Annotated in this window: 17 protein-coding genes; 9 read left to right on the forward strand and 8 right to left on the reverse strand. The window is 71.0% G+C overall.

Translation table 11 applies throughout. The features are described from left to right. Nucleotide 1: 1 nt before the first annotated feature. Entirely contained in the window at nucleotides 2-523 is a 522-nt protein-coding gene (locus tag ACIPY5_RS00700; RefSeq protein ID WP_400968426.1) for an acyl-CoA thioesterase, read from the forward strand. 46 nt (nucleotides 524-569) lie between these two features. Here ACIPY5_RS00700 and ACIPY5_RS00705 read toward each other — a convergent pair whose 3' ends face one another. Then, nucleotides 570-1454, reverse strand: a complete 885-nt coding sequence (locus tag ACIPY5_RS00705; RefSeq protein ID WP_400965497.1) for an acyl-CoA thioesterase — start codon at nucleotides 1452-1454, stop codon at nucleotides 570-572. 68 nt (nucleotides 1455-1522) lie between these two features. Here ACIPY5_RS00705 and ACIPY5_RS00710 point away from each other — a divergent pair, with 68 nt between their 5' ends. Then, nucleotides 1523-2188, forward strand: a complete 666-nt coding sequence (locus ACIPY5_RS00710; RefSeq protein ID WP_400965500.1) for a hypothetical protein — start codon at nucleotides 1523-1525, stop codon at nucleotides 2186-2188. 25 nt (nucleotides 2189-2213) lie between these two features. Here ACIPY5_RS00710 and ACIPY5_RS00715 read toward each other — a convergent pair whose 3' ends face one another. The 5 genes from ACIPY5_RS00715 to pepN form a co-directional block, all read right to left on the reverse strand. Beyond that, on the reverse strand, nucleotides 2214-2729 hold the full coding sequence (locus ACIPY5_RS00715; protein ID WP_400965503.1) for an OsmC family protein: 516 nt from the start codon (nucleotides 2727-2729) through the stop codon (nucleotides 2214-2216). 49 nt (nucleotides 2730-2778) lie between these two features. Next, complete coding sequence (locus ACIPY5_RS00720) at nucleotides 2779-4446, reverse strand: FAD-binding dehydrogenase (RefSeq protein ID WP_400965506.1); 1668 nt, start codon at nucleotides 4444-4446, stop codon at nucleotides 2779-2781. Nucleotides 4447-4483: 37 nt separating this feature from the next. Further along, nucleotides 4484-4921, reverse strand: a complete 438-nt coding sequence (locus tag ACIPY5_RS00725; RefSeq protein ID WP_309337580.1) for a globin — start codon at nucleotides 4919-4921, stop codon at nucleotides 4484-4486. Then, nucleotides 4918-6138: a mechanosensitive ion channel domain-containing protein gene (locus tag ACIPY5_RS00730; RefSeq protein ID WP_400965509.1), complete on the reverse strand. Its 1221-nt coding sequence runs from the start codon at nucleotides 6136-6138 to the stop codon at nucleotides 4918-4920. The genes ACIPY5_RS00725 and ACIPY5_RS00730 overlap by 4 nt, the downstream gene beginning before the upstream one ends. 127 nt (nucleotides 6139-6265) lie before the next feature. Then, nucleotides 6266-8869 carry an aminopeptidase N gene (pepN, locus tag ACIPY5_RS00735; protein WP_400965512.1) on the reverse strand — a complete coding sequence of 868 codons (2604 nt, stop codon included), beginning with the start codon at nucleotides 8867-8869 and terminating at the stop codon, nucleotides 6266-6268. A gap of 180 nt (nucleotides 8870-9049) precedes the next feature. On the opposite strand from pepN, the gene ACIPY5_RS00740 reads away from it, so the two are divergent. From ACIPY5_RS00740 to ACIPY5_RS00750, 3 genes are all read left to right on the forward strand, one after another. Next, on the forward strand, nucleotides 9050-10240 hold the full coding sequence (locus ACIPY5_RS00740) for a ferrochelatase (protein ID WP_400965515.1): 1191 nt from the start codon (nucleotides 9050-9052) through the stop codon (nucleotides 10238-10240). A 62-nt stretch (nucleotides 10241-10302) separates the two neighbouring features. Continuing rightward, nucleotides 10303-10788: a ribose-5-phosphate isomerase gene (locus ACIPY5_RS00745; RefSeq protein ID WP_309337571.1), complete on the forward strand. Its 486-nt coding sequence runs from the start codon at nucleotides 10303-10305 to the stop codon at nucleotides 10786-10788. Next, the gene (locus tag ACIPY5_RS00750; protein ID WP_400965519.1) at nucleotides 10788-11789 is read left to right on the forward strand and encodes an Fpg/Nei family DNA glycosylase; all 1002 of its coding nucleotides are present in this window, start codon (nucleotides 10788-10790) and stop codon (nucleotides 11787-11789) included. Before ACIPY5_RS00745 ends, ACIPY5_RS00750 begins: the two co-directional genes overlap by 1 nt. Nucleotides 11790-11902: 113 nt before the next feature. Here the strand turns inward: ACIPY5_RS00750 and ACIPY5_RS00755 are convergent, their stop codons facing one another. After that, on the reverse strand, nucleotides 11903-13381 hold the full coding sequence (locus ACIPY5_RS00755) for a DUF222 domain-containing protein (protein ID WP_400965522.1): 1479 nt from the start codon (nucleotides 13379-13381) through the stop codon (nucleotides 11903-11905). Between the two features lie 180 nt (nucleotides 13382-13561). On the opposite strand from ACIPY5_RS00755, the gene ACIPY5_RS00760 reads away from it, so the two are divergent. The 4 genes from ACIPY5_RS00760 (at nucleotide 13562) to ACIPY5_RS00775 (ending at nucleotide 17933) form a co-directional block, all read left to right on the forward strand. Next, nucleotides 13562-14212, forward strand: a complete 651-nt coding sequence (locus ACIPY5_RS00760) for an FMN-binding negative transcriptional regulator (protein WP_400965525.1) — start codon at nucleotides 13562-13564, stop codon at nucleotides 14210-14212. Further along, entirely contained in the window at nucleotides 14212-15717 is a 1506-nt protein-coding gene (locus tag ACIPY5_RS00765) for an amidohydrolase (protein ID WP_400968429.1), read from the forward strand. Before ACIPY5_RS00760 ends, ACIPY5_RS00765 begins: the two co-directional genes overlap by 1 nt. A gap of 108 nt (nucleotides 15718-15825) precedes the next feature. Further along, nucleotides 15826-17190: a sensor histidine kinase gene (locus ACIPY5_RS00770; RefSeq protein ID WP_400965528.1), complete on the forward strand. Its 1365-nt coding sequence runs from the start codon at nucleotides 15826-15828 to the stop codon at nucleotides 17188-17190. 71 nt (nucleotides 17191-17261) lie between these two features. After that, the gene (locus tag ACIPY5_RS00775) at nucleotides 17262-17933 is read left to right on the forward strand and encodes a response regulator transcription factor (protein WP_309340312.1); all 672 of its coding nucleotides are present in this window, start codon (nucleotides 17262-17264) and stop codon (nucleotides 17931-17933) included. Between the two features lie 28 nt (nucleotides 17934-17961). On the opposite strand, the gene ACIPY5_RS00780 is transcribed toward ACIPY5_RS00775, so the two are convergent. Further along, nucleotides 17962-18447 carry a DNA starvation/stationary phase protection protein gene (locus ACIPY5_RS00780; protein WP_309340311.1) on the reverse strand — a complete coding sequence of 162 codons (486 nt, stop codon included), beginning with the start codon at nucleotides 18445-18447 and terminating at the stop codon, nucleotides 17962-17964. Between the last annotated feature and the right edge of the window lie 152 nt (nucleotides 18448-18599).

The raw sequence follows: 18599 nt of genomic DNA on the forward strand, positions 1-18599 counted from the left end.
GATCGCCGGTTCCGGTGCTCCCGACGCCGCGGCCCCCGACGGGGCCGCGGCGGGGGAGCGCCTGCACATCCCGATCCACCTGCGCTGGGGCGACCTCGACGCCTTCAACCATGTGAACAACACCTCGATGCTGAAGCTGCTCGAGGAGGCGCGCGTGCGCGCGTTCTGGCGGCCGGGCGAGGGAGAGCACGGTCCGAGCACTGCCGTGCTGAGTTCGGGGATCGACGCGGGCGTGCTGACGCTCGTCGCGCGGCAGGAGATCGAGTACCTGGCGCCCGTGCCCTACCAGCGGCACCCGCTCGAGGTGCAGATGTGGTTCGGCAAGCTCGGCGGATCCAGCATCGAGGTCTGCTACGAGGTCTACAACGACGCGGCGTTCGAGGAGCGCGTGCTCTATGCGCGCTCGACCGCGGTCATCGTGCTGGTCGACGCGGCCACGGGCCGTCCCACGCGGATCGGCCCCGAGATGCGCGACGCCTGGTCGCCGTACTCCGGACCGTCGATCGTCTACGCGCACCGCTGAGCGGCACTGCCGCGGATCCGCTTCCGTCGCCGGACGCGGGGCGGGATCAGGCTTCCGGGACCCGGATCGTGATCTCCTGCGCGACGCTCGCCACGAGGCTGCCGCTGCGATCGTAGATCCGTCCGGTCGCGAGCCCGCGCCCCCCGCGTGCGTTCGGCGACTCCTGCACGTACAGCAGCCAGTCGTCCACGCGCCCGGGCCGGTGCCACCACATCGCGTGGTCCAGGCTCGCGACCTTGAGGCCCGGCACATTCCAGCTCAGGCCGTGCGCGCGCAGGATCGATTCCTGGATCGACATGTCGCTGAGGTACGCCAGTGCCGCGCGGTGCAGGGCCGGGTCGTCGGGGAAGGGGGCGCGCAGCCGCATCCACACCGCCTGGCGCGCGGACTTCTCCGCGCCCGCCTCGCCGAACAGCGGCCCCTCCACGTGCCGCATGTCGACAGGACGGTCGACGAGCATGCGCTTCGACAGCGGGTGGATCCCGTCGGAAATCTCCTCGTCGGGAGCGAGCTCCTCCGGCCCGGGGATCCCTTCCGGCATCGGCTCGGCGTGCTCGATGCCGGGGTTCTCGTCCTGGAACGAGGCGATCATCGAGAAGATCGGCACGCCGTTCTGGTACGCCTGCGCTCGTCGGGTGGAGAAGGAACGGCCGTCGTGGATGCGGTCCACCGCGAACGTCAGCCCCTGCGAGGCGTCCCCGGCGCGGAGGAAATAGCCGTGCATCGAGTGCGGGACGCGTCCGTCCGGCATCGTCCGCTCCGCCGCGATGATGGACTGGCCGAGCACCTGCCCGCCGTAGATCCGTCCGGTCGGCATCGGATGCGAGACGCCCGTGAAGATGTCCTCGGTCGTGCGCGCATCGGAGGAGTCGAGATCGAGGATCCCCCGCAGCATCTCGACCGATCGGCGGGCGTGCTCGTCGTGCGTCATGGGATCCTCTCGGCGGCTGCTGCGACACACCGGGGGACCTGTCGCGACCGGTTGCTAGTTTAGAGGGCGTGCCCACGCCCCTGATCCTCGCCGATGCCGACACCGCGCGCGACGCGCTCACCTTCGTCTCCCGGGCCGGCCGCGCCGGTGATGAAGGCGTCAGGCTGCAGGCCGACGGAGGAGTGCTTGCGATGACGGCCGCGGCGCTCGTGCCGCAGACGCTCTTCGACGCGACGCCGACGATCCTCGCGATGCGGATCGTCCGGGCCGACCCGGAGTTGCGCTGCGACATCGTGATCGACGAGCTCACGACGACCGACGATCCGCGCGCACTCGCGCTGCCGGACACCGGCCGCAGCCCCTCCTGGGCCGGGATCGCGCCGCCGCGGGGAGGATGGACGCCGAGCGGGGAGCTCGGCGCCGACATCATCGCCCAGCGCGCCCAGTGGGGCATCTCGGCCGTCGCGCACGGATCCCCGGCCGGTGCGGGCGAGGACGCCGTCCGCGCTCTGCGCGCGGCGATCTGGGGCGAACCCGACGAGGACCTCCTCGGTCTGCCCCGCGGCGTGGCCTTCGCGGCGCACGCCTTCGGCTTCATCTCCGGCGCCGAGCAGGTGTCGATCACGACAGCGGGGCGATGGACGCGTCTCGCGTTCGCGCGCGGGCATGTGCTCAGTCGGGGCCCCGCAGCGGTGGGGCTGACCGCGGTGCGGGCGACGGGAACCGCGGGCTGAGCCGTGACCGGCCTGAGGCGCGCACTCAGGCCGGGGCACCACGGCGGACGACGGTGATCCTGGGCGGCGACGCGAGGCTCTGCCCGACCACGCAGTAGCGCTCGGTCGAGGTGGCGATCCGCTCCAGGCGGCCGTCGTCGGCGTCGCTGTCGATCGTGATCGTGACGGAGATCTCGCCGACTCCGACCGGCGCCTCCCGGTCGAGCCCGAGCGTCCCGCGCGCGTCCCAGTGGCACTCCGCGGAGAGGCGGACGTTGTCGACCGTCACGCCCATCGCAGTCGTGACGGCGCGGAACGTCACTCCGACGCAGCCCAGCAGCGCCTGCATGAGGAGGTCTGCCGAGCACGCATCGGATCCGTCCCCGCCGGTCGCGGGATGCTGCCCCGCACGGACCGGGCCCGCCCAGCCCTCGATCGTCGTCGTGATGCCCGGATCCCGGTAGTCGCCGATCGCCCCCGAGACGACGCGCGCGAGGCTCTGATCCTGCCGGTAGCGCTCCTTGAGCGGCGCCTGGCGCGCTCTCAGCTCTTCTGCGTCCATGCACGCGATCCTGGCACTCGGACCGGGGAGGGTCCAGGGCGCCGGGGTGTCAGACCGCCCGCGCCGCCGCGCGTCCGGCCTGGCAGCCCGAGAACAGGCATCCGCCGAGGAAGGTGCCCTCCAGGGCGCGGTACCCGTGCACGCCGCCCCCTCCGAAACCGCTCGCCTCTCCCGCGGCGTACAGCCCGGGCACGGCCTGTCCATCGGCGTCCAGCGCGCGGCCGTCCAGATCCGTCTCGATGCCGCCGAGCGACTTGCGGGTGATCACCCGCAACCGCACCGCGACCAGGGGACCTGCGGAAGGATCCTGCAGGCGGTGCGGCGTCGCGGTGCGGATCAGCCGGTCTCCGCGATAGGCGCGTGCCGAGCGCAGCATCGCGACCTGCGCATCCTTCGTGAAGTCGTTGCCGATCTCGCGGTCGCGCGCGACGACCTCCTCGCGCACCCGGTCGGGATCCAGGGCGTCGCCGCCCGGGAGCTCCTGCATCCGGGAGATCAGCCGGCCGAGGTCGTCCTCGACGACGAAGTCCTCGCCCTTGTCCAGGAACGCCTGCACCGGGTCCGTGGGGCCCTTCGCGAGCCGGGAGCGCACCAGGAGCGGCACGTCCTTGCCGGTGAGGTCCGGGTTCTGCTCGCTGCCAGACAGCGCGAACTCCTTCTCCACGATCTGCCGCGTCGTCACGAACCAGGAATGATCGTGCCCGGTCGCACGCAGGTGGGCCAGGGTCCCGAGCGTGTCGAAGCCGGGGAACAGCGGCACGGGGAGCCGCGCGCCGGTCGCATCCAGCCACAGCGACGAGGGGCCGGGGAGGATCCTGATGCCGTGGCCGGGCCAGACCGGATCCCAGTTGCGGATGCCTTCGACGTAGTGCCACATGCGGTCGCCGTTGATGAGTCGCGCCCCGGCGGCCGCCGACACGGCCTGCATCGAGCCGTCGACATAGGCCGGCACACCGGTGAGCATCTCCGCGGGCGGCGTGCCGAGGCGCTCCGGCCACGCGGCGCGCACGAGGTCGTGATTGCCGCCGATGCCGCCCGAGGTCACGATCGTCGATCCGGCGGTGATCTCGAACGTGCCGACAGGCTCCCGGTCGCTCTGCACGCCGCGCGCCGCCGCGGACGACGCGAGGATGTCGCCCTGCGCGCCCGTGACGACGCCGTTCTCGGTCCTGAGCGCCGTCACGCGATGCCGCGGGAGCACCACCAGGTGCCCGGTCTTCTCGGCCTGCTCGAGTGCGGCCTGGAACGGTGCGACGATGCCCGGGCCCGTGCCCCAGGTGATGTGGAAGCGGGGGACCGAGTTGCCGGGACCGATCGCGCCGTAGCCGCCGCGCTCGGCCCAGCCCACGACGGGGAAGAAGCCCACCCCGCGCTCCCGGAGCCAGGCCCGCTTCTCGCCGCTCGCGAACTGGAGGTACGCCTCGGCCCAGCGTCGCGGCCAGGCATCCTCCTCCCGGTCGAACCCCGCGTTCCCGAACCAGTCCTGCCGGGCGAGCTCGTACGAGTCCGTGATGCCCATGCGGCGCTGTTCCGGAGAGTCGACGAGGAACAACCCGCCGAACGACCACCAGGCCTGCCCGCCCAGGTTCGTGCGCGGCTCCTGATCCAGGATGATCACGCGTCGGCCTGCGGCGGTCGCCTCCGCGGCCGCGACGAGGCCGGACAAGCCCCAGCCGATGACGAGGACGTCGGTGGTGCGGGTGGTGGTCGCGGTCATGAGATCTCCGTCGAACTCGGTGTGCGTGCGGTGCCGGCTAGAGGACGGGGCGCCCGTCGGGGGTCGGGGCGCCCGCCGCGCTCGCGCGGCTCGGCTCGAATGTATTCACCATCGCATGCGCGGCGCGCTCGAGGTAGTCCCAGAGCGTCGCCTCGTGGATCGGGGAGAGCTGTGCATCGTCGACCGCCGTGCGCATGCACCGCAGCCAGCGATCGCGCGCGTCCGGATCGACGTGGAAGGGCATGTGCCGCATCCGCAGGCGCGGGTGGCCGCGCTGCTCGCCGTAGGTCGTGGGGCCGCCCCAGTACTGCTCCAGGAACATGCGGAGCCGATCCTCGGCCGGTCCGAGGTCCTCCTCGGGGTACATGGGCTTCAGCACCGGATCGAGGGCGACCTCGCGGTAGAAGACCTCGACGAGACGCTGGAACGTCGCGTGGCCGCCGACCTCGTCGTAGAAGGACACCGGCTCGGTCATCGTTCGTCTCCAGGGTTCTGCGGATCCTGCGGGCTCTGCGGATCGGGGAGGGGCGGGAGAGGAAGGCTCTGCGGCGCCGAGGGAGGCGTCTTCGGCTTCTCGCTCTTCTTCGGCGCGGGCGCGGTCGGAGCCGGCTTGGTGCGCGGCGGGGGCGTGACCGTGGCGGGCTTCTCGTCCTCGGTCTTCTTCTTGCGCCAGAACCCGCGCTCCGGGACCGTGGGGGTGCTCGCCACGGGGTTGGGGCGGGTGCGCGGCGGGTTCGCACCGTGCACGCGGCGGGCGCCTTCGGGGCCGGCCAGCTGCACGGTGGCCATGCTCGGCACGGTCAGGTCCATTCCGAGCACGGTGTCGCGCAGCCGCATCCGCAGCTCCTGGGCGACGTCGTCCATCGCGTTCGTGCGCGTCTTCATCACGACCCGGATCACGAGAGCGTCGCCGTCGACCGATTCCAGCCCCCAGATCTCGGGCTTCTCGATGATGCGGGTGCGCCACTTCGGGTCCTTCGCGAGCCCCTGAGCGGTGGTGAGCAGTGCCTCCTCGACGGCGGGGACGTCCGCGTCGGCCGGCACGCCCAGGTCGATGATCGCGCGGGCCCAGCCCTGCGACATGTTGCCGATCCGGGTGATCTCGCCGTTGCGGACGTACCAGAGCGTGCCGTTCGCGTCGCGCACCTGGGTGATGCGCACGCTCACGTATTCGACGACGCCGGAGGCGAGGCCCAGGTCGACCACGTCGCCGATGCCCACCTGATCCTCGGCGACCAGGAACATGCCGTTGAGCACGTCCTTCACGATATTCTGGGCGCCGAAGCCGAGACCGGCGCCGACCGCGGCGGTGAGCAGCGTCAGGGATCCCAGCAGGGTGGGTTCGATGATGTTCACGATCAGCACGACCGCGACGACGACGAGGATCACGTTGACGATGTTCTGCAGGATCGTGCCGAGCGTCCTGGTGCGCTGCACGAGCCGCATGTCCGCGAGGGGGGAGCGCTCGAGCGCTCTCGTGTCCGTCACCTCGGCCTTGGACTTCGCGCCGGCGACGATCCGCCGCACGACGCGACGGATCACGAAACGGAGCGCGTAGGCGATCACGGCGCACACGACGATCGTCACGACGCTCCAGAGCGCCTTCATGCCGATGTCGCCGAGGACGGTGAGGATCTGGGTCCAGGTGTCGACGGCCTTATCTGCCTGAGTTGCGAGGGGCACGATATTCATCGTTCACGATCCTATGACCGGGGCCTTGGCGGGTTCTGAACAGCCACGGCGCTTCACGCGGAGAACGCCGCAGGGCCGGAGGGAGCGAACTCCCTCCGGCCCTGCGGTTCGTCGCGAGGGGCCCGCGTCAGCTCTGCGCGTCGGCGGCGACGGTCTCGGCGTCGCGGGCCTGGGCGGCCAGCGCCCGCTCGACGTCGGCGAGGTTCTCGAAAACGAGGCGGCGGAGCGCCGGCGCGGCGTCCTGGTGAGCGGAGAGCCAGGCGCGGGTGGCGTCACGCAGGGCGACGTTCGCGAGCGCCTTCGGGTACAGGCCCACGATCAGGTAGTTCGCGACCTGGAACGTGCGGCCCTCCCAGATCGAGAGCAGGGCATCGAAGTACTGCGCGACGAACGGCTCCAGCAGCGCGACCCCGGCCGGGTGCGTGAAGCCGAGCGCCGCAGAGCGGACGATCGTGTTCGACAGGTCGTCGTGGTCGACGAGGGAGGACCACGCGGCCTGCTTGTCCTCGGGGGTCGGCAGCGCGGCGCGAGCCTGTGCGGCGAACTCCCCGCCCTTGGCGGTGTTGTCGCCCTCCAGCGCGGCATCGATCGCGGCGCCGTCGACGGCGCCGACCGTGGCGAGGCCGACGAGCAGCTGCCAGGAGAGGTCGGTGTCGATCGTGAGCCCGTCGAGCGTCAGGGCGCCGTCGCGCAGGCGGCGGACGACGTCGGCGTGCTCCGGCGTCGTGAGCGAGTTCGCGAAGGCGGTGACGAACTGCAGCTGGCTGTCGGAGGCGGCCTCCGCGCCCTGGGCGAGCGCCCACAGGCCGTCCGCCACGCGCGTGCGGGCCGCGGAGCGGTGCTCCGGCACGACGTACAGCGCGGCGGCGGTCTGCAGCTGGCTGAGCGTGGTGCGGACCGTGGTCGACTCGGTCTCGCGACCGATGTTGCCGAGCACGAGATCGATGTAGTCGCTCGCGGCGCTCTCGGCGTCGCGGGTCTGGTCCCAGGCCGCGCCCCACACGAGAGAGCGGGCGAGCGGGTCGCTGATGTCGGCGAGGTGCGCGACCGCGGTGGCCAGGGAGCGCTCGTCGAGACGGATCTTCGCGTAGGCGAGGTCCTCGTCGTTGAGCAGCACGAGGTCCGGGCGCTTCAGGCCCTGCAGCTCCGGGATCTCGGTGCGGTCGCCGTCGACGTCCACCTCGACGTGGTGGGTGCGCACGAGGGAGCCCGCGGCGTCCAGGTTGTAGAAGCCGATGCCGAGGCGGTGCGGGCGGATCGTCGGATAGTCGGCGGGGGCGGTCTGCGTGACGGCGAAGCGCGAGATGGTGCCGTCGCCGGCTTCGGCGATGACCGGTGCGAGCGTGTTCACGCCCGCGGTCTCCAGCCACTTCTTCGACCAGACCGTGAGGTCGCGGCCGCTCGTCTTCTCCAGCTCGACGAGCAGGTCGCTGAGCTCGGTGTTCTGCCAGGAGTGCTTCTTGAAGTACTCGGACACGCCGGCGAAGAACGCCTCGATGCCCACCCAGGCGGCGAGCTGCTTGAGGACGGATCCGCCCTTGGCGTAGGTGATGCCGTCGAAGTTCACCTGCACGTCGTCGAGGTCGTTGATCTCGGCGACGACGGGGTGGGTGGAGGGGAGCTGGTCCTGGCGGTAGGCCCAGGTCTTCTCCATGGCGTTGAAGGTCGTCCACGCCTCGGTCCACTCGGTGGCCTCGGCGGTCGCGATCGTCGACGCCCACTCGGCGAACGACTCGTTCAGCCAGAGGTCGTTCCACCACTTCATGGTGACCAGGTCGCCGAACCACATGTGCGCGAGCTCGTGCAGGATCGTGACGACGCGGCGCTCCTTGACGGCGTCGGTCACCTTGCTGCGGAAGACGTAGGTCTCGGTGAAGGTCACCGCGCCGGCGTTCTCCATGGCGCCGGCGTTGAACTCCGGCACGAACAGCTGGTCGTACTTCGCGAACGGGTAGGGGACGCCGAACTTCTCCTCGTAGTAGGCGAAGCCCTCGCGGGTCTTGTCGAAGATGTAGTCGGCGTCGAGGTGCTCCCAGAGGCTCTTGCGCCCGTAGACGCCGAGCGGGATCACGCGGCCGGATGCGCTCGTCAGCTCCGAGAAGGTCTCCTCGTAGGGGCCGGCGATGATCGCGGTGATGTACGACGAGATGCGCGGGGTGGGCTCGAAGCCCCAGGTGGCGACCGCGCCGGTCTCCTCCGACGCGGATCCGTTCGAGACGTCGTGGTGGATCGGCTCGGGGGTGGGGGAGTTCGAGACGACCTTCCACGCGGCGGGCGCGGTGATCGTGAACTGGAAGGTCGCCTTGAGGTCGGGCTGCTCGAACACGGCGAAGACGCGGCGCGAGTCGGGCACCTCGAACTGCGAGTAGAGGTAGACCTCGCCATCGACGGGGTCGACGAAGCGGTGGAGACCCTCGCCGGTGTTCGTGTATTCGCAGTCGGCGTCGACGACGAGCACGTTCTCCGCGGCCAGGCCGTCGAGCGCGATCCGCGAGTCGGCGAATGCCGAGGTCGGGTCGATCTGCTCGCCGTTCAGGGTGATCTCGCGCACCTCGCGCGCGATCAGGTCGATGAAGGTGGAGGATCCCTCGGTGGCGCTGAAGCGCACCACGCTGCGGGATCCGAACACCTCCGCACCCTTGGTCAGGTCGAGCGCGATCTCGTACGACTCGGTGTCGACGATCGCGCGGCGCTCCTGCGCCTCGATGCGGGTGAGGTTCTCTCCAGGCACTGCTCAGACTCCCAGGGGTGAGGGTTTCGGCCGCAAGATCCGCGCTGCTGGCGCCGGCGGCAACCGTCCCAGCCTACGCCAGAGCGCGTGTCGCGCGATTCCGCGGGCTTCGACGGACTTCGGCGGGGCGGCGATCCGGCGCTCGGCGGCGGCAAAGGAAGTTCAGGGGAAGATAGGAGGGTGAGTGCTCGAAATGTGACCGCAGCAACCGTTCCCTTCGCCTCCCAGCCTGCCGCGAGCGGGCCCGAGTTCGTCGAGACGCCCGTCGCGTACGACGGCATCCTACTCGCCGGGTTCGGCGGACCCGAGGGGCAGGAGGACGTGATCCCGTTCCTGCGCAACGTCACCCGCGGCCGCGGCATCCCGGACGAGCGCCTCGAGGAGGTCGCGCATCACTACCGGCACTTCGGCGGTGTGAGCCCGATCAACGCGCAGAATCGCGCTCTCAAGGCCGCGCTCGAGTCCGAGCTCGCGCGGCGCGGGATCGACCTTCCGGTGTACTGGGGCAATCGCAACTGGGCTCCGTATCTCTCCGACGCGGTGACCGAGGCGTCTGCGAGCGGCGACACGACGCTGCTGGCGTTCGCGACGAGCGCGTACAGCTCCTTCTCCAGCTGCCGTCAGTACCGCGAGGACTTCGCGCGCGTGCTGGACGAGACCGGTCTCGGCGAGACCGTGACGATCGACAAGATCCGTCCGTTCTACGACCACCCCGGTTTCGTCACGTCCTTCGTCGAGGGCGTGCGCGACGCGATCGAGGGATTCACCGCGGACGGCGCCGACGCCTCGACGATCCAGGTGCTGTTCACGACGCACAGCGTTCCGACCGACGACGCACTGCGCTCCGGCCCCCGCGACGTCGACTGGGGTCCTGGCGGAGCCTATGCCGCGCAGCACGAGGCCGTTGCGGCGTGGGTCATGAGCCGCGTGGCCGAACTCGTGCCGGCGGCGGCCGACGTGCCCTGGGAGCTCGTGTACCAGTCCCGTTCGGGCCCCGCCTCGCAGCCCTGGCTCGAGCCGGACATCTGCGACGTGATCGAGGAGCTGCCCGCCCGCGGGCGCACCGCGGTCGCGGTGGTCCCGCTCGGCTTCGTGAGCGACCACATGGAGGTTCTCTGGGACCTCGACACCGAGGCCAAGGACGCGGCCGCGGAGGCAGGCCTCGCCTTCGTGCGGACGCCGACGCCCGGCGTGTCGGACTCCTTCGTGGCGGGGATCGTCGATCTCATCCAGGAGCGGCTCGAGGGTCGCCCCGCGGCGGATCGTGCGCACGTCACGGCGCTCGGTCCTGCGTTCGACGTGTGCCGTCCCGGGTGCTGCGAGAACATCCGCGCGGGGTTCAAGCCCGCCGCGGCGGGGATCGCACCCTGATCGTCCCGCGGGGCCGCGTCACGCCGCCTCGCGGTGGCCGCGTCGCTCCGTAGGATTGAGCCATGCGCATCCACATCGCCACCGATCACGCCGGTCTCGAGTTCTCCACGCAGCTGCAGCACCATCTCGCCGAGGCGGGGCACGAGGTCGTGGACCACGGGCCCGTCGAGTACGACGCCCTGGACGACTACCCGGCGTTCTGCATCCGCGCGGCGCAGGCGACGATCGCTGACCAGCGCGCCGGTGTCGAGGCGCTCGGCGTGGTGTTCGGCGGATCCGGCAACGGCGAGCAGATCGCGGCGAACAAGGTCGAGGGCATCCGCGCCGCTCTGGTGTGGAGCATCGCGACCGCGGAGCTCGCGCGCGAGCACAACGACGCCAACGTGATCGCGATCGGTGCGCGCCAGCACACCTTCGACGAGGTCGCGGGTTTCATCGATCGCTTCATCGCGACGCCGTTCTCGAATGAGGAGCGGCACGTGCGACGCATTGCGCAGATCGCCGATTTCGAGCGCGACGGATCCCTGCTCCCGGACCCGCGCGCCTGATGCCCGAGGGCCATTCCGTCCACCGGATCGCGCGTCAGTTCGCGCGCAACTTCGTCGGCAAGCCGGTCGCCGCGTCGAGCCCGCAGGGGCGATTCGCCGAGGGCGCCTCGATGCTCGACGGTCGTGCCGTGGAGGCCGTGCAGGCCGTCGGCAAGCAGATGTTCCTCGAGACCGAGGGGGAACTGTGGCTGCGCGTGCACCTGGGGCTCTACGGCGCCTGGGACTTCTCCGGCGAGATCCTCGTGGATCCGACGATCGCTTCGGCGAACGGTCGGATGGGTCAGACGAACCAGCGCGGCACGGATCTCGACGAGGTGCCGATCCTCGATGACGCCGGCGAGAACTCGCTGGCGTCCATCGGCGCCCCGCGGAAGACCCGTGTGCACGTGCGCATGTCCGAGGCCACGAAGGGGCTGGCGGACGAGGGCGCCGAGTGGCCGCCGCCCGTCGTCGGGCAGGTGCGCCTGCGACTCATGACGGATTCGACGTGCGCGGATCTGCGCGGCCCGACCGCGTGCGTGCTGCAGACGCCGGACGAGATGCTGGCGACCGTGGCGAAGCTCGGCCCGGATCCGCTCGTGGGCGACGTGCATGAGGGTGAGGAGCGCTTCGTGGCCGCGGTGCGCCGCAGGGCGGTGCCGATCGCGCTTCTGCTCATGGATCAGTCCGTGGTCAGCGGGATCGGCAATGTGTATCGCGCCGAGCTGCTGTTCCGTGCGCAGCTGAACCCGCACACGCCGGGGCGGGATGTGCCGGAGGAGACGGTGCGCGCGCTCTGGCGGGATTGGGTGCGCCTGCTCGCGATCGGCGTCGAGACGGGTCAGATGATGACCATGGACGACCTCTCGGCCGATCAGTACCGCGCCGCGATGGCGCATCGTGACGACCGGCACTGGGTGTACCACCGCACGGGCCTGCCCTGCCGCGTGTGCGGCACCGACATCGTGCTCGAGGAGATCGGTGCCCGCAAGCTGTACTGGTGTCCGCGCTGTCAGGCGTGACGGGACTTCGCGGTCTCTGATCGACCGCATCGTGCCGGCCTCGGCCTCCGCAGGGAGGCGGCCGCCATCGTCACTGTCAGCGACGAGACCCCAGGTCCGCGGTGGGGTCGGGCTCAGGCGGTGGTGTGGGGTCGTTTCGGTGGCGGGTTGATGTCGCCCCAGGCGTAGCGGAGCGGGAGTCGCGGGTGCAGCACGGATTGTTCCCCGTCGGGGTGGTGGAGGACGAAGTCGTGTTTCCAGTCGCGGGTGATCTGCCATCGTCCGTGGTGGAGCTGCATGTGGTGGAACCGGCAGAGCAGGATCCCGCGGTCGATGTTCGTGTGTCCGTCGTCTCGGGCCCATTCGTCGATGTGGTGTGCTTCGCAATACGAGGCGGGTCGGTCGCAGCCGGTCCACCGGCATCCGCCGTCCCGGATCGCGAGGGCGATGCGTTGGGTCGGCGTGAAGAGCCGTGATTCGCGGCCCACATCGAGGGGGTTCCCGCAGGCGTCGACCGTGACGGGGATGGTTCCGGTTTCGCAGATCCGTCGTTCTGCGACTGCGGCGGGGATGGAGACCAGTCCGTCTTCGGTGACCGCGACCGGTGCCAGCGAACCGTCCACCGCGACCTGCTGCACGAGGCGGATGCCGGCCTGGCGGGTGCCGAATACGGTGGTCGGGTCGGCGAGGGTGCCGGTGCGGAGGAGGTCGAGGAGCAGGTCGTAGGAGAGCTGGTCGTTGGTGCGCGGGTCGGTGGCGAGGTCCGCGGCGGATGCCTTCTCGGTGGGGTCGACGAATCGGGGCCCGCCGCGGCGGGGCCGCAACGCGGCGTTGAAGATCGTGTCGAGGTAGGCGCCGCCTTCGTCATCGAACGCGATCGACGCCCGCCGCATCCCGTCCTGGTCGAACCAAGTGCGGAATGAACGTCGCTCGTATCGCGCCAGGAACCTCGCCTCTGCGCCCTCGGGGTCGAGGAGGTCACGGATCGTCCGTGCGGCGGTGGCGAGTTCTTCCACGGTCCGCCGCCCTGCTTCGTCGAGGAGTTGTGCGGCGGCGTGCGCCCACGCATCGCCGGCGTCGTCGGGTGGGTCGCCCAGTCCGCGGCGGATCGCGTCGAACTGCGCCGACGTCACCACCGCGGACCGCAACCCGTCCCGCAACACCTCCCGCCACTCCCGCACGACAGGCTCATCCGGTGCCGCGTCATCAGGGCTCCCGGGATCAGCATCGTTCCCGGCGCGGGTGCCGTCCGTGATCGTCTCGCCACCGGTGTCTTCGAGGAGTGCCTCCCCGACTCTTACCTGTCGGGCGGCTTCGGTCTTGCTCATCCCGCCGAGCTCCTGCACCAGGGAGGTCGCGGACCGGTATCCGCGCGCCTGCGCCAACCCGGAATGCCCTGCGTCCCGGGTGGAGCGGCGGGCGATCACTCCGGCGCAGATCACCTGCACCTGCTCCACGAGCCGGCCGACCTCACCCGCTTCACGGAGCACCGCCACCGCCCCGGCATCGTCCAGCCCCTCGATCACGCCTTGCACGTCCGACGCGCCCGCGCCCGCACCGATCCGCCCGGCCAGGGTCGGGATCAGCGCCGCGATCGCATCCAACGTCTTCATACCCCCATCCTCCCCGCCACCACCGACATTCGAACCCCAGATCAACCCCGTATTCCCAAACCGGGGACAACCCCACGCAACACCAGACTGTGGAGGACGAACGACGACCACAGTCAGCCCGACCACGACGGGCAGCCCGGCGCGAACCCGACCCCGTCCCGTCGTGAATAGCATGGTTCCATGCGCCAGAATCCGAGCTTCGCCATGACGGACGTCGCCGAGCTGCGGCGGATCATCGCCGCCAACCCGTGGGCGACCCTCGTGGGCCGCGACGAGAACGGCATGACCGCGTCGCACTACGCGGTGCTGCTCGATCCGGAGCGCGACGACCTCACGATCGTCGCCCATGTCGGCCGCCCCGACGACCTCGTCCTGGGGCTGGGGACGCAGGAGCTGATGGTGGTCTTCCAGGGGCCGCACGGCTACATCTCGCCCGGCTGGTACGGCGATGTCGCAGCGGTGCCGACGTGGAACTACGTCGCCGTGCACCTGTCCGGCGTGCCGGAGCTGCTCGACGGCGAGGAGAACCTGCGCGTGCTGGAACACCTCGTCGATCACTTCGAGGGAAGGCTCGCGGATCCGCGCGGCATGTGGACGCCGCCGAACGACGAGGCGTTCGTGCGCCGCCTCGAGGCGGGCACCGTCGGCTTCCGGCTCACTCCGACCCGCGTGACCGCCAAGCGCAAGCTCAGCCAGAACAAGCCCGACGACGTGATCGAGAACGTGATCCTCGAGCTGCGGGGCGACGGTGTGTACGCGAATCCGTCGCTGGCGGCCGAGATGCAGCGCGCTCACGACGCACGCCTCGCTGCGCGGGCGGACGCACGATGATGGCGGACGAGACCGGTGCGCCGCTCGATGCGATCCGCGCGGTGCGCATCGCCACCGCGGATCGCCGACTGCTCGCCGTGGACGGTCCGGTGGATGTCCTGCTCGAGGACGGCCGGATCGCCGACATCGCGCCGACCGGGGCTCTTCCGTTGCGCGGCCGTGTGCGGGAGGGCGACGGCGCTTGGATCGTCCCCGGCCTGTGGGACCACCACGTGCACACCGTGCAGTGGGCCCTCGCAGCGCAGCGCGAGGATCTCTCCGGCACGACGAGTGCTGTCGAAGCCGCCGCGCGCATGGCCCGAGCGCCGGAACTGGGCGACGGGCGGAGGGTCGGCACCGGCTTCCGCGATGTGCGCTGGCCGGACCATCCCGACCTGACGCTGCTCGATGAGCACACGGGCGAGATCCCGACCTACCTCATCAACGCCGACGTGCACAGCGTGTGGATGAACACGGCGGCCTTCCGTCGCGAGGGGTTCCCGGTCGTGGCGGACGGCGTGCTCCGCGAGGAGGACGCGTTCGAGATCTCCCGCCGACTGAACGCCGCAGATCCGGCGACGGCCGACGAGGCGGTGCTTGCGGCCTCACGACGAGCGGCGAGCCGTGGCGTGGTGGGACTGGTCGACTTCGACATGGCATGGAACGCCGAGGCCTGGATGCGCCGGCTCGGGCACGGCTTCGACGTGCACCGCGTCGAGTACGCCGTCTACCCGCACGACCTCGATCGCGCGATCTCGGAGCACCTGCACACGGGGCAGGTGATGGATCCTGACGCCGACGGACTCGTTCGCGCCGGCTCGCTCAAGATCATCTCCGATGGCTCTCTCGGCACGCGCACGGCCGCCTGCAGCCACGGCTACGCCGACGATCCGCACAATCACGGCGTGCTCACCGTGCCGCCCGCCGAGCTGCAGGACCTGCTGCTGCGCGCCACCGGTGCGGGGCTGGAGATCGCGCTGCACGCGATCGGCGACCTCGCGGTCACGGCGGCGCTGGACGCGTACGCCGCCACCGGTGCGCAGGGGACGATCGAGCACGCCCAGCTCGTGGGTCACGGAGACCTCGTCCGCTTCGGACGGCTCGGCGTCGCTGCGAGCGTGCAGCCGCAGCACGCTCTCGATGACCGGGACGCCGCGGATGCGCTCTGGGCCGGGCAGACCGCGATCTCGTACCCCCTCGCGTCGCTGTACCGCGCCGGGGCGACGCTGCGCTTCGGATCCGATGCGCCGGTCGCGGCCCTCGACCCCTGGCAGGCGATCTCCGCGGCGGTCTTCCGGACGGATGACGACCGGGCGCCCTGGCACCCCGAGGAGCGCCTCGATCTCGAGACCGCTCTCGCCGCGAGTGCGCGCGGTGGGACCGGCGGCGATGCCGGCATCCGCCCGGGGGCGGTAGCCGACCTGGCGCTGCTGGGCGCGGATCCCGCGACCGCCGACGCGAGTGGACTGAGGACGATGCCGGTGGCCGCGACGATCGTCGGCGGGCGGGTGACGTATGGGGGTTAACCCCCCGAAGGATCCGGCAGCCCGCACCCTGTCGGGCGCCGATCCGGTCCGGCATCGTGGAGGAAGGCGCTGATCCGCGCCTTCACCGGCAGGAACCAGGAGATCTCGATGACCACCGCCACGCGACCCCTCGACTCGCGCTTCTCGGCGCCGCCGACCGCACCCCGACGCGGATACGGGCACGCCTGGGCCGCGGCCCCCGGCAACGCGCTCTTCCTGGTCCTGCTGTCGGTGCCCCTCGCGATCGTGGCGATGGGCGTCACCTGGGTGGTCTTCGGCGTCGGCGTCGGATCCCTTCTGCTGGTGATCGGCGTGCCCGTGCTGGTGGGATCGCTGTATGTGGCGCGGGGCTTCGCCGAGGCGGAGCGGGCCCTGCTGCGGATCACCAGCAACCCTGCGATCCCGGCGCCGGACTGGCGCCGTGGCACGAAGGACGGGGGCATCTGGGTGCGTCTGACCCAGCCGCTGCGCAACGCGCACTACTGGATGGCGGTGCTCTCGAGCCTGCTCGTGCGTCCGATCGTGGCGATCGTCACGTTCGCCTTCGCCACCGTCTGGGTCGTGATGTCGCTCGGCGGGCCGACGTACTGGTTCTGGTCGCCGTTCATCCCCGACGGCAACGCGGAGAGCATCTGGGTGCCCTGGGCCGTGCAGCACATCTTCGGCGGGATCGACCCCTCGCCGGACCCGCATCGGTGGGCATCGATGCTCTATCTCGGCGTCGGGATCGTCTTCCTCCTCACCCTGCCTCTGGTCCTCCGCGGTCTCGTGCGCCTGCACGGGATGGTCGCGGCCGCGCTGACCGGACGGTGGGAGTCCGACGACCTCGCCGCCCAGGTCGTGGGCCTCGACGCCTCCCTCGGCGCGGCGGTGCAGGCCGAGGACGCCGGGCTGCGCCGGCTGGAGCGGGATCTGCACGACGGCCCGCAGCAGCGCCTGGTGCGTCTGCAGATGGACCTCGCCGCGCTGGAGCGCCGCGCGGCGGACGGCGACGCGGCGGCGGTGGCCGCGCTCGCACAGGAGTCCCGCGGACACGCGCAGGCCGCGCTCGACGAGCTCAGGGCGCTGGCCGGCGGTGTCGCGCCGCCGCTGCTGCAGGACCGCGGGATCGCCGAGGCGATCGCAGGGCTCGCCGCCGCAAGCGCGCTGCCGGTGCGCGCCGATGTCGCGCCCGAGATCACTGCGGCGCTGAGTCCGGAGGCGGCGCGGAACCTGTACTTCGTGGTCGCCGAACTGCTGACCAACGCCGCCAAGCACGGGGGAGCGGACGGCGCGTCCGTGACAGCGGTGCGGGAGGGACCCCTGGTGCGCGTGACCGTGCTGGACGACGGTCGCGGCGGAGCCGCTCCTCGGTCCGGGGGAGGGCTCGAGGGTCTTGCCCAGCGCGTGCAGGGTCTCCGCGGCTCGATGCACATCGACAGCCCCGAGGGCGGCCCGACCATCGTGACGGTCACGGTGCCGGTCTCCGCCTGACGGCCGCCTGACCCGACGGCGGACCGGGGGAGGAGCCGGGGCGCGATCGCCGGCCGCATAGTCTGAAGGGCGTGACCGATCAGCCGTCCCCGTTGCGCGTGATCCTCTTCGAGGACTCGATCCTGCTGCGCGAGGGGCTCGTGCGCCTGTTCGCCGAGGCCGGATTCGAGACCGTCGGCGCGCATGCCGACGCCGAAGACGTGGTGGAACGCACCGGAGCGGCGGCGGCGGAGGTCGCCGTGCTCGACGTGCGGATGCCTCCCACGTTCCGAGACGAGGGCATCCGCGCGGCGCTCGCGTTGCGGCAGGCGCTCCCGGAGGTGGGCATCCTCGTCCTCAGCCAGTACGTCGAGGGGATCTACGCCCGAGAGCTGCTCGGCGCGGGCGACGGCGGCGTCGGATACCTCCTCAAGGACAGGGTGACCTCGCTCGAGGAGCTGTCCGCGGCGGTCCGTCAGGTGAGCCGGGGCGGCACGGTGCTGGATCCGCGCGTGGTGCAGCAGCTGATGCGCACGGGACCGGATCCGGTCGGCGGTCTCACCCCGCGGGAGCGCGAGGTGCTCGAGGCGATGGCCGAGGGGCGCAGCAACGTCTCGATCGCCGCGGGCATGGGCGTCGGTGTGGGAGCGGTCGAGAAGAACGTCTCCGCGATCTTCGCCAAACTCGGCCTCGAGGACTCCGGCACGGATCACCGACGGGTGCTGGCCGTGCTCGCGTACCTGCAGAAAGACCCCCGTCCCTGAGCGGAACGGGGGCCTTTCGCTGCAGCGGTCAGGCCGCGATGTGCGACACGAGGAACCAGCGGTCCTTCTCGAGGCCGCGCTGGATCTCGATCGCGACGTCCTGGCTGGTGAGGTCGATCTCGTCGAGGCCTTCGACGGCGGCCTTGACGTTCACGAGGATCGCGTCGATGTCGGCGATCACGGCGCGGACGAGGTCGTCCGAACGGGTGAATCCGGCGGGCACCTGGGTGGCGCCGGCCTTCTCGGCGACGACCGCGGCGCGGGCGTCGATCGGCAGGCCGAGGGCGACGATGCGCTCCGCGGCGGTGTCGGCGAAGTCGCCGGCGTGGTCGACGATCACGTCGAGCAGTTCGTGCACGCCGACGAAGTTCGCGCCGCGCACGTGCCAGTGCGCCTGCTTGCCGTTCACGGTGAGGGCCTGCAGGCCCAGCACGACCGGGGTCAGGAACTGGGCGGCGCCGGCCGCGACGGTCGGGTCGACGGAGGTTGCGGTGATGGTCTCGGCGTTGCTCATGATGTCTCCTCGATGATCGTTCGGATCCGTGCGTGCTGATGTCTTGACCCCAACGCTACTCGGCTCAGATTGTTCCGCAAGCAAGCTGAGGCAACGCTAACCCGCAGGTCAAGAGGTATTTCGGCAAGGCTTGCCTTCCTCACGGATCCGCG

It is taken from the genome of Microbacterium sp. NPDC089698, from assembly GCF_044749045.1.
In the GTDB taxonomy this organism is placed as follows: domain Bacteria; phylum Actinomycetota; class Actinomycetes; order Actinomycetales; family Microbacteriaceae; genus Microbacterium.